We start from the raw sequence: 12,659 nt of genomic DNA, 5'->3' as shown, positions 1-12,659 counted from the left end.
ACTATTGCCGAGGTCGACTTCAAGGGCGAGAAGCGCTCGAACGCGACGCATGCCTCGACCACCGATCCGGATGCGCGCCTTTACAAGAAATCCCCCGGCACGGGTGCCATGCTGTGCTTCATGGGGCATACTCTGATGGAGAACCGCAACGGGCTGGTCGTGCAGGGTGATCTGACCCAGGCCCCTCTCGGCAGATTGCTGCGCAATCGCCTGCCGGGCAATGGACGGTCATGCCGAGCGCAAGGCGGCACTGGACATGATCCATCGACATTCCCCCGGATCGACGCGGCAGCTGACGCTGGGTGCCGACAAGGGATATGACGCGGCCGGGTTCGTGTCCGACCTGCGCCAAGCCTGCGTCACGCCCCATGTCGCCCAGAAAACGAGATTTTCAGCAATCGATGGCCGAACCACCCGGCACGAGGGCTACGCTCTATCCCAGCAGCACCGAAAGAAGATCGAAGAGCCGTTCGGATGGGCCAAAACCGTCGGCGACATGGCGCAGACCATGTATCGGGGCGTCGAACGCATCCGATCCCGCTTCATCCTGACCATGGCCGCCAACAACCTTGCCCGGCTGCCGAGGTTGCTGGCGGTATGAAGGGAAAGATGGCCCCAGAAGCGAGCCGTGGGCGCGCCGACAGACATGACACTTCAGTCGAACCGGACCTGACGACGGGAAAGCGTTCCGGCTCAGCGACTATTTCAGCGACCTGTTAGTTTTCCAGGTGTGATATCGAAACGTGCCTTGAACGCTTCGCTGAGACGCGATTGAGAGCTGAACCCGCATTCATAAGCGATCTCGGCCAATGAATGCTGTGTCGTTTGAATACGCATCAGGGCAAACGACAAGCGCACATCGCGTAGCATTTCGGTGAAACCGGTGCCTTCTTTGCTGAGCGTCCGGCGCAATGTCGCTTCACTCATACCAAGCTCCCGGGCGGCTTGCGGAGCCTTCCAACTGCGCTCCAGGTCACCCTCAAAAAGCATCCGCAACCGATCCTTCAGACCTTCACAACAGTGAATACGGTGCGCCGCACCCTGCAGTTGCAGCCACATCAGCAATTCCTGCGTTCGATAGGACAAAATGCCATCACCAAGATCGGGATCATCCAGGCTTGCGACAACGCGCGAGAAGGTGTCGTTGAAACCGTTCGGCATGATCCCTTTTCTGACTTCGCGCGCAGCGCTTGGGTTTGGATGCAGTTGCAGAAAATCGGAAATAACACTGTCGTCAATCACCAGGCCTTCCGAAAAGTAGAGGCCAGTATCACCGATGATATTCCCGATCGTCAGGTTTTCACCACGGCGCAGATAGACAAACTCGCCTTGCTCAACCGTCGTCTCAGCACCCGCAAAGGTCCGGACTGTCTTTCGCCCGGAACGGATGCGCAGGATGCAAGTTTTGGAGATGTGGAGTTGATGAAAATCCGCGCTGCAGCGCTGGCGGAATTTGACATATCCTACAGGCCGGTTCGTCATATATGTCTCGGGCAGATGTGAACCGTCCATTTGGCTATCTCCTTGCAGCACACACTGCCTTTTATTCGTACACTGATATCTCAACCAGGTTCTGATCGGGATCGCGCAGATACACGGACTTGATGGGGCCGGTTGCGCCCGTGCGCAGAACGATACCCTCTTCGATCTCGACACCACAATTTTCGAGATGCGCGACAACTTCAGCCATCGGGACCGCCGAGATCAGGCAAAAATCGCCGCTTCCAGGTGTCGGTGTCAGGGATTTGGGCTCAAATTCGTTGCCATGTTGGTGCAGGTTGATCTTTTGCGCCCCAAACGAAAGCGCCTTCCGTCCTCCCGCAAACTCCGTCACGTCCATTCCCAGAACCTTTGAATAGAAGTCACAGGTCGCATCAATCGAGGCGACAGTCAGGACGAAATGATCCATGCGATCAATTTGCATTGCTTGGTCTCCGTAGTTTTGCGGCAAGATAGTTTAGAATTTAGCTTGAAGTGCCGCGAGAACACCAAATGTATCAGAATGCCCGGTTTGCGCGTTTCGCTTCTGGTTCGGCCGAATACACCCGGAATGACCGGAAATGGCGACAGGCCGGGCTCTTCAAGTGCTTTGTGCTTGTTGCGCTTCGAGAATTTGTTGCGCGCGGGCAAGCACCGGTTTGTCAACCATCTGGCCACGAAACTGGAAGCTGCTTTTTTCAGTTTTAGAAGCTTGGAGAACAGCATTTGCCCATTCGAAGTCACTGGAACTCGGGGAAAATGCCGTATGAACACTTTTTGTTTGGCGCGGATGAATGCACATCATCCCCCCCATGCCAGACGCTTTTGCATGTTCTGCGGCACGTTGAAGCCCGATTTCGTCGTTCAAATCCGTGAAAACACCATCGACCGGCCCGGGAAGGTTGCCCAGCCGAGAATTTGACACAAGCATGAACCGGGCTGTGTCGAGTGTGGATTGGCTGGCAGGATGGGAAATATCCACCCCCAGATCCAGGGATAAATCAATTGTACCAAGCAGAAGACGCCCAAGGTTTTGCAAAGTCACGATTTCCCTTAGATCGACGAGGCCATGCACGGTTTCGATGAGTGGCCACACAGGCGTTCCTGACCTTCGCGTCAATTCCGAACAGCTTTTTGCATCGGCTTTGGGAAGAATGATGCCTGCCAGGTTTTTGTGACGTGCCAGTGCGAGATCTTCATCGTGGAACTCGCTGTCTGTGCCATTGATCCGGATCAGTATGTTCTGGTCGGCCACCTTGTCCAGAAAGCTTCGCGCATGATAGCGTGCTTTCACTTTGGTCTCGGGGGACACCGCATCCTCAAGGTCAATGATCATGGCATGGGCACCGGATGCGGCCGCTTTGTCGAAACGCTCTGGCCGATCCCCGGGGACGAAGAGAAAGCTGCGGGCTGACTTTAGATCAGGCATCAGATCACCCTTTCATTTTGCAATTGTGAGATTTCACTGCCTGAGTAGCCAAGCTCTGCAAGGAGATCAGCGGAGTGTTCCCCAAGCGCAGGTACGGCATCCATACGGGGCTCTGATCCAATTCCACCTGGGGGAAGCAGTGCAGGAATTGATCCCTTTGGTGTTTGCACGTCGCGCCATCGGTTGCGCGCTTCGAACTGGACGTGATGCCAGACGTCGGACATGTCATTCATGTTCGCATTGGCGATACCGGCCCGGTCCAACCGCTCGATCACCGCTTCAGTTGTCAGATCATCGAAACTGGTTGTGATGATCTGGGTAAGGGCGATCTTGTTCTCGGCGCGCAGGCTGTTCGATGAAAATCGCCCGTCTGTTGCAAGTCCCGGTGTTTCAAGGACCACGTCACAAAAGGCTTTCCATTCGCGTTCATTCTGCAAACCCAGAATGACCGTGCGCCCGTCCCCAACCGCAAAGGGACCATACGGGAAAATCGTGGCATGGCTGGCACCGGCACGCGCAGGAGGTTCAGCCCCCTCATAGGCGTAGTAGAGCGGATAGCTCATCCATTCTGTCATCGCGTCCAGCATGGACAGATCAATCTCACAACCCTTCCCGGTTTTTCCGCGCTGGATGAGTGCTGTCAGGATGTTCGTATAAGCGTACATTCCGGCCGCAATGTCCGCGATCGATATCCCCGCTTTGCTTGGATCATCCGGCGTTCCGGTCGTGCTTACAAAACCGGCTTCCGACTGGATCAGAAGATCATAGGCTTTGCGCTTTTCGTCCGGCCCACCTTTGCCATACCCGGAGATATTGCAGACGATGACACCGGGGTTGGCCTTGGAGAGATCTTCGTATCCAAGACCGAGCCGCGCCGCGGCACCCGGGGCGAGGTTTTGCACAACCACATCCGCCTTTGTGACCAGCTTTTGCAGGATATCGGCCCCGTCAGGGTGTTTGACATCCAGCGTCAGGCTTTCTTTGGACCGGTTCGTCCAGACGAAATGCGAGGCCATCCCATTCACGCGGGTGTCGTAGCTGCGCGCGAAATCCCCAACGCCCGGGCGCTCGACCTTGATGACCCGTGCGCCCATATCAGCAAGCTGGCGAGTCGCAAAGGGTGCGGCAATCGCATGTTCAAGGCTGACGACTGTAATTCCTTCAAGTGGGAGCATTAGAATGACCTCGGCAGGCCGAGAACATGCTCGGCAACATATGACAGGATGAGATTGGTGGAGATCGGAGCGACCTGATAAAGCCGGGTTTCGCGGAATTTGCGCTCCACGTCGTATTCGTCGGCAAACCCGAACCCACCATGGAATTGCAGACACGCATTGGCCGCTTCCCAGCTGGCTTTTGCTGCCAGATACTTGGCCATGTTGGCTTCAGCCCCACAGGGTTGGCCCGTGTCAAAGAGCTGGCAGGCTTGGAATCGCATAAGATTGGCGGCTTCCAGTTCTATTTTGGCTTCTGCAATCGGGAACTGAACACCCTGGTTTTGACCAATCGGCCTGCCAAAAACCTCCCGCTCTTTGACATAGGCGCTCACCTTGTCGATGAACCAGTAGCCATCACCGATACACTCGGCGGCGATCAACGTGCGTTCTGCATTGAGCCCGTCCAGTATGTAACGAAACCCCATACCTTCTTCGCCTATCAGGTTCTCAGCAGGGATCTCCAGATCATCAAAGAAAAGCTCATTGGTCTCGTGGTTGACCATGTTGGGAATGGGGTTCACGTCCATCCCGTTGCCGGTGGCATCTTTGAGATCGACCATGAAGATCGACATGCCTAGCGACTTTTTCGTGACCTGATCAATCGGCGTGGTGCGTGCCAGCAGGATCATCAGATCGGAATGTTGCACCCGGCTGATCCAGACCTTCTGACCGTTTATGACGTAGCGATCTCCTTTTTTGACCGCGGTCGTCTTGATCTTGGTGGTATCCGTGCCGGTTGTGGGTTCAGTCACCCCCATCGATTGCAGCCGCAATTCACCACTGGCGATCCGGGGCAGATATCGCTGCTTTTGCTGGTCCGAGCCATGGCGCAGCAAGGTGCCCATATTGTACATCTGGCCGTGACACGCGCCAGAGTTGCCCCCCGACCTGTTGATCTCTTCCATGATGACGCTCGCCTCGGTGAGGCCAAGGCCCGAGCCGCCATAGTCTTCCGGGATCATGGCGGCAAGCCAACCCGCCTCTGTCAGGGCGTTGACAAAACCCACCGGATAGCCGCGCTGTTTATCTATTTTCCGGTGATACTCCGGGGGAAATGTGGCGCAAACTGCCCGAACGGCTTCACGGATCTCTGTGTGGTCAAAATTCATATGACACCTCAAGCAATCGTTGCCTGGGCGTTCATGGCAAGCGCACCATCCTGCCGACGCGCCCAGAGATGGAAGGTCTTTCCATCCCTGTCAGCAGCGCCGTGGACCGAGAAGGTTTCAGTGTCGAAGATTGTCGACACCGCGCGGAACTCGAAGCTTGTGACAGTCGCATCCGGCTTTTCGCGACGCAGCAGATCAAGCAGTAACGTTGCCAGGAGCGGTCCGTGAACGACAAGCCCGGCGTAGCCTTCCGAGTTCACACAGAATGGCTGATCGTAGTGAATCCGGTGGCCATTGAACGTCAGCGCGGAGTATCGGAACAAGAGAACCGGATCAGGATTGATGTCGCGGGAGAAATCGGACGCGCCGGGCGCTTGCGGCGGAGTGGGGGCCGGGGCACCCGCTTTCGGCTCCTCGCGATAGACAATGTCATGCTCTTCGTCGATGCCAAGCGTGTCGCCGTCAAAAACCTGGTGGCCAACGGTGACAAAGACCAACTGCCCGGACCGCCCGCTTTTTGCCTTCACCGATTTGATCGTCGAAATCTTCCTGAGTTCTTGCCCAATTCGCATCGGAGCATGGAAATTCAGTCTGCTTCCTGCCCACATCCGACGGGGCAAAGGCACCGGGGGAAGAAAGCCGCCAAGGGCCGCGTGGCCATCATACCCGGCGTCGGAAAGCTTGAAGATGGGCAGGAAATGCAACCAATGCCAAAGCGGGGGCAGTGCGGTCTGGGTTTCGTAAACAGGATCGTCACGATCAAGTGTCGCCGCCAATGCGTTCGCTGGGAATGGCGCGATACGCTCAATCCTTTGTTCCGTTTTCCCCACCCATTCCTGGAGTTGGTCCTGTTCCATGGTAACCTCGGCTTCAGTTTCACAGACAGGGTTGCACAGCTCTTGCCTTCAGAAAATTCGTATATGAATAAGGCCGTATTCGTGATAGGTGAACACCATGAACTTTGAACTCATCGATCTGAAGCTCTTTGTATGCATTGCCGAATGTGGAAATCTCACACATGGGGCCGAAAAAGCATTTCTGTCGCCACCGGCAGCCAGCGCCCGAATAAAATCGCTTGAACAGGAAACCGGGCAACAACTGTTCTTACGAAGCAACAAAGGCGTCACGCTGACCGATGCGGGCAAGGTGTTCCTGCGTCAGGCGCGTTTGGTTCTTCGTCAGGTCGATTTTCTGACCGAGGAAATGATCAACCCCGATTCCGGCCATATTCGAATCTCGGCAAACACCACTGCATTGACTGAATTTTTGCCTGAAACGCTGGCGCATTTTTTGTCAAAATGGCCGGAAGTTACGGTAGATTTACAGGAACGTCTGACACGTGACATTGTTCGCTCGGTTGCAGATGGCACATCCGATCTCGGGATCATTTCCGGTGACCCAAAGACGAATGACCTAGATATTATTCCCTTCTCAACTGACAGATTGATGCTCGCAACGTCAGCTCATCATCCATTGACCAAATCCGATGGCGTAATGTTCAAAGATACATTGAATTTTGAGCATATTTCGCTGCACGAGGGCAGCACACTCCTTGACTTTTTAAGGCGGCAGTTTCGGCGTAGTGGATATGAAAAACACCTTCGCCTACAAGTCCGGAGCTTTGAAGCTATGTGCCGCCTTATTGAGGCTGGAGTCGGGATAGGTATCGTTCCGGAATCCGCAGCTAATCGTCACAGAAAAACGATGAACATCGACTTGTTGAATCTGCAAGATGACTGGTCAATCCGCACCCGATCTGTCCTCGTTAGAGATCGGACCAACTTACCGCCCGCGGCACGCGCGCTCGTTGAAATGCTGGTTGAGTCGGGCCCTGGGGGCGAGAGATTGATGATGGAAACGTCGGCCTCCGGGGCGAACCTATGGTAATCCCCCGGAAATTTAGGGGGGGGGACGGAAGTAGAATTTTCTCGGAGATGAAAGAGGAGATTCTGATGAAGAAACCAAAGTATAGCGGCGCGCAGATTGATCAGCCCTACCTAAGTGGTCCAGTTTGAATGTTAGTGCATGATTGGCCTGGGTTCCATCAGGACGATAGCTTCCGGAGCCGGTGGGCGGTAGCCCAAGGCACTATGTGGCCGTTTGGTGTTGTAGTGTTTCCTCCAACCCGACAACCCTGACATCAACCCGGAGGTGCCCGTAGATCTTGAACAAACCACAGACCGGCTCCTGTGGCTCATTGAAAAGAAGATGAAAGACTATAGCTTTACCCCACACATCCTGCCGCAACTGTATGTACTTGTGTGGGGCAACAAGCGCGGTGTTTAGAAAGGACATCCCATGACCGACAGCATCTATGCCAACCTCAAACAGCTGGGGGGCGATACCGTGATGCCCAACTCGCCGGAAGAGGCCGTGCTTGAGCGGGTGCAGAACCCTCAGGCGGACACCGCGTATAACGTGCGCTTTACCGCGCCCGAATTCACCTCGCTCTGTCCAATGACCGGACAACCGGATTTCGCCCATCTGGTGATCGACTATGTCCCCGGTGACTGGCTCGTTGAAAGCAAGTCACTGAAACTGTTTCTTGGCGCGTTCCGCAACCACGGTGCGTTTCACGAGGATTGCACCGTCTCCATCGGACGTCGCCTGCATGAATTCCTCGATCCACAGTGGTTGCGCATCGGGGGGTATTGGTATCCACGCGGCGGCATTCCGATTGATGTGTTCTGGCAATCCGGCCCGAAACCCGACAGCGTCTGGATCCCGGATCAGGGCGTGCCCCCCTATCGCGGACGAGGCTAAGCCGCGCCCCAAAGGACCACCTGAAAGCACCCTCGCACCTGACCAACATGGCGCGGGCGCCTAAGCTGGGCGGTTGAGATGTATCGGGAAACGCCCGCAAGGCTGAAATCCGCAGCTGCGTTTCAGCCTTGCGCACTCTCATGCCCATGTCCGGCCTCACAAATCCAGACGCGGTTTCAGCAGGTCCAGCCCTTCGCGCAGCGCCTTAAGCGCCTCTTTGTCCCGCATGTGATCCCGGAGGCTTGCATTCAGCCCCCCTTCTGTCGACAGATCCTGAAGGAGGCGCTCAAACCCCACCTCATCATCTGCTGCCATATTGGACAGGAAGCCAGAAAACATGGTCGCGACAAAAGCCTCGGCCATTTTGCTGTCACCCGTCTGATCCGCCAGCCACACCGCTCCCTGCCGCATCTGGTCCAGAATGGGAGAGGCCAGTGCGGAGGCTGCAAAATGTGCATTCAGGGCACGCTCATCGCGGCAAGGGATCAGCCTATTGCGTTCCCCAAACAGCATGGCCAGCTGTGCATTGTCCGGGTAAACCGGCAGCGCAGATCCCCCCGTAGCGATTGAAGGCAATGGAATTGCAATCGCCAGATCCGTCGCCGGAGCACACAGGCGCTGCAGATCGGCAAATGGCAAATCCGTCATCACCGAGATCACGGTCTGTGCAGGATGAAACGAAAGGCCCGGCAGCACATCCTGCGCGACATGCGCCAGCAGGCAGACGAAGACCACATCCGCGCCTGCGGCAATGGCCGCATTTTCAGCGATTTCGACCCCGGCATGTGCCTGGCACAACCGCTCTGCGACCTCACGGTTGCGCGGTGAAATCAGGATCTGATGCCCCTGCCCCGCCAGCCCCGCCACCATGGCAGAAGCAATCGTGCCAGTTCCGATAAAGCCAATACGCGCCACGGAGCTCTCCCTTGCAAGATGGATTTCATGCATTTCAAATCAGATACAAACGCCAGCCGATAGGCAAGCCCCGCCCTAATGTCGCAAAACGTCCATCCTTGTCGTATAATAACGACCACAAAACCCATCTTTCGCTGAAACTGTTGATGTCCGATCCGAAAGGCCCAGCATGAACCCCAGATACGCGTCAGCAGTTTGCCGGGCTTCTCAGCCGGGGCAGCCAAGATGACCGAACGCAGCTTTATCTCAAAAGGGGCGGCCTCTTTTCCGATTGAGCATGAGGGAGGGCCGACAGATATCTATTTTCTGCTCCTGCCCAAAGTGACGATGCTGGCGCTTAGCGCCGCCGTCGAACCCCTGCGCATTGCCAATCAGGTCACCAACAAAGAGCTCTATCGCTGGTTTCTTCTGACCGAGGATGGCCAGGCGATCCGATGTTCAAACGGTATTGCCATTGTGCCGGATTTCGGACTGATCAACCTGCCGAAATCTTCCCTTGCGTTTGTCGTGGCTGGGGTGGAGCCGGCGGATACGACCAGCCCGCGTATTTTGAACTGGATCTCGCGGCAGCGCGCCTTTGGGTGTCGGATTGGGGGGATCTGCACCGGTGCCTTTACCCTTGCCAAGGCCGGGCTCCTCAAGAACCGGGATTTTACGCTGCACTGGGAAAACCAGCCGGCCTTCAAAGAGCATTTCATCGGGCTTCACCCATCGAACAATCTGTTTGAGGTGGATGATGGGGTGATGACATGCGGTGGCGGCAATGCCTCGCTTGACATGATGCTTTACATGATTGAACGCGACCACGGCAAAGACCTGGCTGTGATTATTGCTGACATGTGCATTCACGCCCGGTCCAATACGCGGAAATCCCCCCAGAAATCCGCCTATTCCGAAGCCCTGTCCGTGCGCAACCAGCACCTGATCAACGCGATGCAATTCATGAACACCCAGTTGGAGGAGGGGGTCAGCATGGATGAGGTCGCAGAGCATGTGCAGATCTCAAGACGTCAGCTGGAGCGGCTGTTCAAGCTCTATGTCGGCACCTCGCCCCTGCAGTTTTACGCTGATTTGCGGGTAAAACGCGCCTATGCGCTGCTGAATGAAACCAGCCTGTCGATCACGGAAATCGCCACGGCGTCGGGCTTTACCAGCACCTCGCAACTGGCCAATCAGTTTCGCAAGCGCTATGGGCATTCGCCCTCATCATTTCGCAAGACCTGGCATGATTAATGCTGTCCCCAAACAAAAAGACGGCCCTCGGGCCGTCTTTTCAAATACTCTTGGCTAAAGCGTTTCGAGATGAACTTGAGACACAAGTTGATTTCGAAACGCCCGCAACATCAGTAGGTTTCGAGCATTTCGCCTCATTATTGTGTCTCAATAATAAGTTGAAACACTTTAGGCCAGGTCCAGATAAGCAGGCCCGACAAGCAGACGCTGGCAATCAGGCCTCAACAAACAGACCCTGCGCCTTGACCTTTTCATAGGCCTCATCCAGCGACTTGCGGGCGCGATCAATCAGGATGTCGATTTCATCCGTGGTGATCACCAAGGGAGGTGCAATGATCATCCGATCCCCGACATGACGCATGATCAGGTTGTTTCCGAAGCAGCATTCGCGGGTGATATACCCCACGGTGCCCGCGTCAGAGGCAAACTTGGCGCGTGAGCCCTTGTTCGGGGTCAATGCAAGCGAAGCCATCAGGCCAACAATCTTGGTCTCTCCCACCATCGGGTGGTCGGCGAGCGAATGCCATTTCTCGGCCAGATAAGGCGCGGCCACATTTTTCACATGGTCCACAATGCCCTCTTCTTCGAGAATACGCAGGTTTTCAAGCGCCACCGCGCAGGCCACCGGATGACCGGAATAGGTGTAGCCGTGATTGAATTCGCAGGCATCCAGAACTTTGGCCACCTCGTCCGACACTATCGACGCCCCGATCGGCGCGTAGCCTGACGAAAGACCTTTGGCGACGGTCATGATGTCGGGGCGAATGTTCAGGGTTTGCGAGCCAAACCACTCACCGGTGCGTCCAAAGCCACAGATCACCTCATCAGCGATCAGCAGGATGTCGTATTTGTCACAAATCCGTTGAATTTCAGGCCAGTAGCTGTCTGGCGCAACGATCACGCCACCCGCACCCTGCACCGGTTCAGCGATAAAGGCGGCAACCTTGTCTTCGCCCAGCTCAAGGATTTTCTCCTCCAGTTCGCGGGCGCGCGCCAGACCAAAGGCCTCTGGCTCCATATCGCCACCTTCTGCCCACCAGTTGGGCTGGTCAATGAACGCGATACCGGGAATCGGCAGGTCCCCCTGCCCGTGCATCCCTTTCATCCCCCCCAGCGACGTGCCGCCAATGGTCGAGCCGTGATAGGCGTTCCAACGCGAGATGATGGTTTTCTTTTCCGGCTTGCCTTTCTCGTCCCAATAGGCGCGCACCATACGGATATTGGTGTCGTTCGCATCCGACCCGCCATTGGCATAGAAGACGTGGTTCAGATCCCCAGGCGTCAGCTCGGCCAGTTTCTGCGCAAGCGCGATGGCGGGCACATGGGTGGTTTGGAAAAACGTGTTGTAATAAGGCAGTTCGCGCATCTGCCGGGCGGCCACCTCGGCAAGCTCATCGCGGCCATACCCGATATTGACGCACCACAGACCGGCCATCGCATCTAGGATTTCCTCGCCTTCGCTGTCTTTCAGGTAAACACCATTGGCAGAGGTGATGATGCGTGCGCCTTTTTGGGCCAGTTCATCCCCATTGGTGAAGGGATGCATATGGTGGGCGGCGTCGATGGCCTGCAGTTCCGCAGTGGGTAGATGATTCGTAATTTTTGTCATTCAGGGCACTCCTTTGGCCAGATCAGACCGGTTCTGGCCGTGTCATTCTAAGCTGCCCTCAGAATATGATCAAAATTTTACATGTCAACGGGGGAGGTGAGATATGATCATTTCTTTTCCGCCAGCAGATGCTCGCGCACCTGGGCGATTCCCTGTTCGATATCCCCTCGAATGGCGGTCGCCACCCCCTCTGCGTCCCTGGCCTTCAACGCCTCAAGCGCCTCAGCATGATGATCCGGCATATTTGCCGTTCCATAGCGCCCAAGCACCACGCGCAGCGACGGACCAGCCCGTAGCCAGAGCATGTTGGCAATAGACAAAAGCACATCTGCACCGGCGCGTTCATATAGGTAGGCATGGAAGCGATAATTGTTCTCAAGATAGCCCCGGACATCCCCCCGGTCGATTGCCGCATTCACCCGATCATCCAGTAATACCAGCTGCGCAATGTCGTCTTTACCTATATTTTCAACCGCTTTGCGAGAAAGCTCTGGCTCAACCCCCATACGGGCAAATGCAATTTCATCCCATTGCTTCAGATCGGGCTGCGGCACCGAAACCCGGCGGTTTCCCTTGAAGACCAAAGCGCCTTCCGACGTCAGTCGACGGATCGCCTCACGCACCGGTGTCATCCCCACCTCAAGCTCAGCCACCAAGCCTTGAATGGTTACCGGCTGACCCGGCGCAAGCTCGCCAAAAAGAATCATTTCGCGCAGTTTGCGGTAAACTTTCTGGTGGTCCGGTAACTTGACGGTCTGCTCTGTCACACCCCTCTCCCTTACTTCCAACGGCATAATATCTTTGCCAATTTTGGCCTTGCAGCCCATTCTCATAGACAGAGTAACGCGGCGTATGAAATTTTACCATATTGCGCGAACAGCTTTCTTTTGATCAAATAGAAATCA

12 protein-coding genes and 2 pseudogenes are annotated in these 12,659 nt (G+C 55.7%); 4 read left to right on the top strand and 10 right to left on the bottom strand.

The window, feature by feature from the left end:
- Nucleotides 1-601 (top strand): annotated as a pseudogene (locus tag AKJ29_RS06235) (transposase); the annotation flags it as partial.
- 104 nt (nt 602-705) lie between these two features.
- Here the strand turns inward: AKJ29_RS06235 and AKJ29_RS06230 are convergent.
- The 6 genes from AKJ29_RS06230 to AKJ29_RS06205 form a co-directional block, all read right to left on the bottom strand.
- Nucleotides 706-1,512, bottom strand: a complete 807-nt coding sequence (locus AKJ29_RS06230) for a helix-turn-helix transcriptional regulator (RefSeq protein ID WP_055188916.1) — start codon at nt 1,510-1,512, stop codon at nt 706-708.
- Between the two features lie 31 nt (nt 1,513-1,543).
- A complete protein-coding gene (locus tag AKJ29_RS06225; RefSeq protein ID WP_055188914.1) occupies nt 1,544-1,924 on the bottom strand; it encodes a VOC family protein in 381 nt (126 codons plus the stop codon).
- Nucleotides 1,925-2,080: 156 nt separating this feature from the next.
- Nucleotides 2,081-2,908, bottom strand: a complete 828-nt coding sequence (locus AKJ29_RS06220) for an HpcH/HpaI aldolase/citrate lyase family protein (RefSeq protein ID WP_055188912.1) — start codon at nt 2,906-2,908, stop codon at nt 2,081-2,083.
- A complete protein-coding gene (locus AKJ29_RS06215) occupies nt 2,908-4,083 on the bottom strand; it encodes a CaiB/BaiF CoA transferase family protein (RefSeq protein WP_055188910.1) in 1,176 nt (391 codons plus the stop codon). Before AKJ29_RS06215 ends, AKJ29_RS06220 begins: the two co-directional genes overlap by 1 nt.
- Nucleotides 4,083-5,234, bottom strand: a complete 1,152-nt coding sequence (locus tag AKJ29_RS06210) for an acyl-CoA dehydrogenase family protein (RefSeq protein ID WP_055188908.1) — start codon at nt 5,232-5,234, stop codon at nt 4,083-4,085. Before AKJ29_RS06210 ends, AKJ29_RS06215 begins: the two co-directional genes overlap by 1 nt.
- 8 nt (nt 5,235-5,242) lie before the next feature.
- Complete coding sequence (locus AKJ29_RS06205; protein WP_055188906.1) at nt 5,243-6,091, bottom strand: HTD2 family dehydratase; 849 nt, start codon at nt 6,089-6,091, stop codon at nt 5,243-5,245.
- A gap of 97 nt (nt 6,092-6,188) precedes the next feature.
- On the opposite strand from AKJ29_RS06205, the gene AKJ29_RS06200 reads away from it, so the two are divergent.
- A complete protein-coding gene (locus AKJ29_RS06200) occupies nt 6,189-7,121 on the top strand; it encodes a LysR family transcriptional regulator (RefSeq protein WP_055188904.1) in 933 nt (310 codons plus the stop codon).
- A gap of 131 nt (nt 7,122-7,252) precedes the next feature.
- On the opposite strand, the pseudogene AKJ29_RS18620 reads toward AKJ29_RS06200, so the two are convergent.
- A pseudogene (locus AKJ29_RS18620) lies at nt 7,253-7,366 on the bottom strand (integrase core domain-containing protein); the annotation flags it as partial.
- A gap of 166 nt (nt 7,367-7,532) precedes the next feature.
- Between AKJ29_RS18620 and queF the strand changes: the two are divergent.
- Nucleotides 7,533-7,997 carry a preQ(1) synthase gene (queF, locus tag AKJ29_RS06190; protein WP_055188900.1) on the top strand — a complete coding sequence of 155 codons (465 nt, stop codon included), beginning with the start codon at nt 7,533-7,535 and terminating at the stop codon, nt 7,995-7,997.
- A gap of 156 nt (nt 7,998-8,153) precedes the next feature.
- Here queF and AKJ29_RS06185 read toward each other — a convergent pair whose 3' ends face one another.
- The gene (locus tag AKJ29_RS06185) at nt 8,154-8,912 is read right to left on the bottom strand and encodes an NAD(P)-binding domain-containing protein (RefSeq protein ID WP_055188897.1); all 759 of its coding nucleotides are present in this window, start codon (nt 8,910-8,912) and stop codon (nt 8,154-8,156) included.
- 225 nt (nt 8,913-9,137) lie between these two features.
- Between AKJ29_RS06185 and AKJ29_RS06180 the strand changes: the two genes are divergently transcribed.
- Nucleotides 9,138-10,145 (top strand): GlxA family transcriptional regulator, encoded by a 1,008-nt coding sequence (locus AKJ29_RS06180; protein WP_055189088.1) that lies wholly within the window; start codon nt 9,138-9,140, stop codon nt 10,143-10,145.
- A 214-nt stretch (nt 10,146-10,359) separates the two neighbouring features.
- Here AKJ29_RS06180 and AKJ29_RS06175 read toward each other — a convergent pair whose 3' ends face one another.
- Together AKJ29_RS06175 and AKJ29_RS06170 are read right to left on the bottom strand one after the other, a co-directional pair.
- Nucleotides 10,360-11,754 carry an aspartate aminotransferase family protein gene (locus AKJ29_RS06175; RefSeq protein WP_055188894.1) on the bottom strand — a complete coding sequence of 465 codons (1,395 nt, stop codon included), beginning with the start codon at nt 11,752-11,754 and terminating at the stop codon, nt 10,360-10,362.
- A gap of 107 nt (nt 11,755-11,861) precedes the next feature.
- Entirely contained in the window at nt 11,862-12,521 is a 660-nt protein-coding gene (locus AKJ29_RS06170; protein WP_235477293.1) for a GntR family transcriptional regulator, read from the bottom strand.
- Nucleotides 12,522-12,659 lie beyond the last annotated feature (138 nt).

This window comes from Aliiroseovarius crassostreae, from assembly GCF_001307765.1.
GTDB classification, from domain to species: Bacteria; Pseudomonadota; Alphaproteobacteria; order Rhodobacterales; family Rhodobacteraceae; genus Aliiroseovarius; species Aliiroseovarius crassostreae.
Note: the sequence above shows the minus strand (reverse complement) of the source record. Positions and strands in the feature narration are given on the sequence as shown.

Coding starts and splice junctions, on each gene's coding strand:
- AKJ29_RS06230 (WP_055188916.1), bottom strand. CDS start 1,512: ATGGACGGTTCACATCTGCCCGAGACATATATGACGAACCGGCCTGTA.
- AKJ29_RS06225 (WP_055188914.1), bottom strand. CDS start 1,924: ATGCAAATTGATCGCATGGATCATTTCGTCCTGACTGTCGCCTCGATT.
- AKJ29_RS06220 (WP_055188912.1), bottom strand. CDS start 2,908: ATGCCTGATCTAAAGTCAGCCCGCAGCTTTCTCTTCGTCCCCGGGGAT.
- AKJ29_RS06215 (WP_055188910.1), bottom strand. CDS start 4,083: ATGCTCCCACTTGAAGGAATTACAGTCGTCAGCCTTGAACATGCGATT.
- AKJ29_RS06210 (WP_055188908.1), bottom strand. CDS start 5,234: ATGAATTTTGACCACACAGAGATCCGTGAAGCCGTTCGGGCAGTTTGC.
- AKJ29_RS06205 (WP_055188906.1), bottom strand. CDS start 6,091: ATGGAACAGGACCAACTCCAGGAATGGGTGGGGAAAACGGAACAAAGG.
- AKJ29_RS06200 (WP_055188904.1), top strand. CDS start 6,189: ATGAACTTTGAACTCATCGATCTGAAGCTCTTTGTATGCATTGCCGAA.
- queF (WP_055188900.1), top strand. CDS start 7,533: ATGACCGACAGCATCTATGCCAACCTCAAACAGCTGGGGGGCGATACC.
- AKJ29_RS06180 (WP_055189088.1), top strand. CDS start 9,138: ATGACCGAACGCAGCTTTATCTCAAAAGGGGCGGCCTCTTTTCCGATT.
- AKJ29_RS06175 (WP_055188894.1), bottom strand. CDS start 11,754: ATGACAAAAATTACGAATCATCTACCCACTGCGGAACTGCAGGCCATC.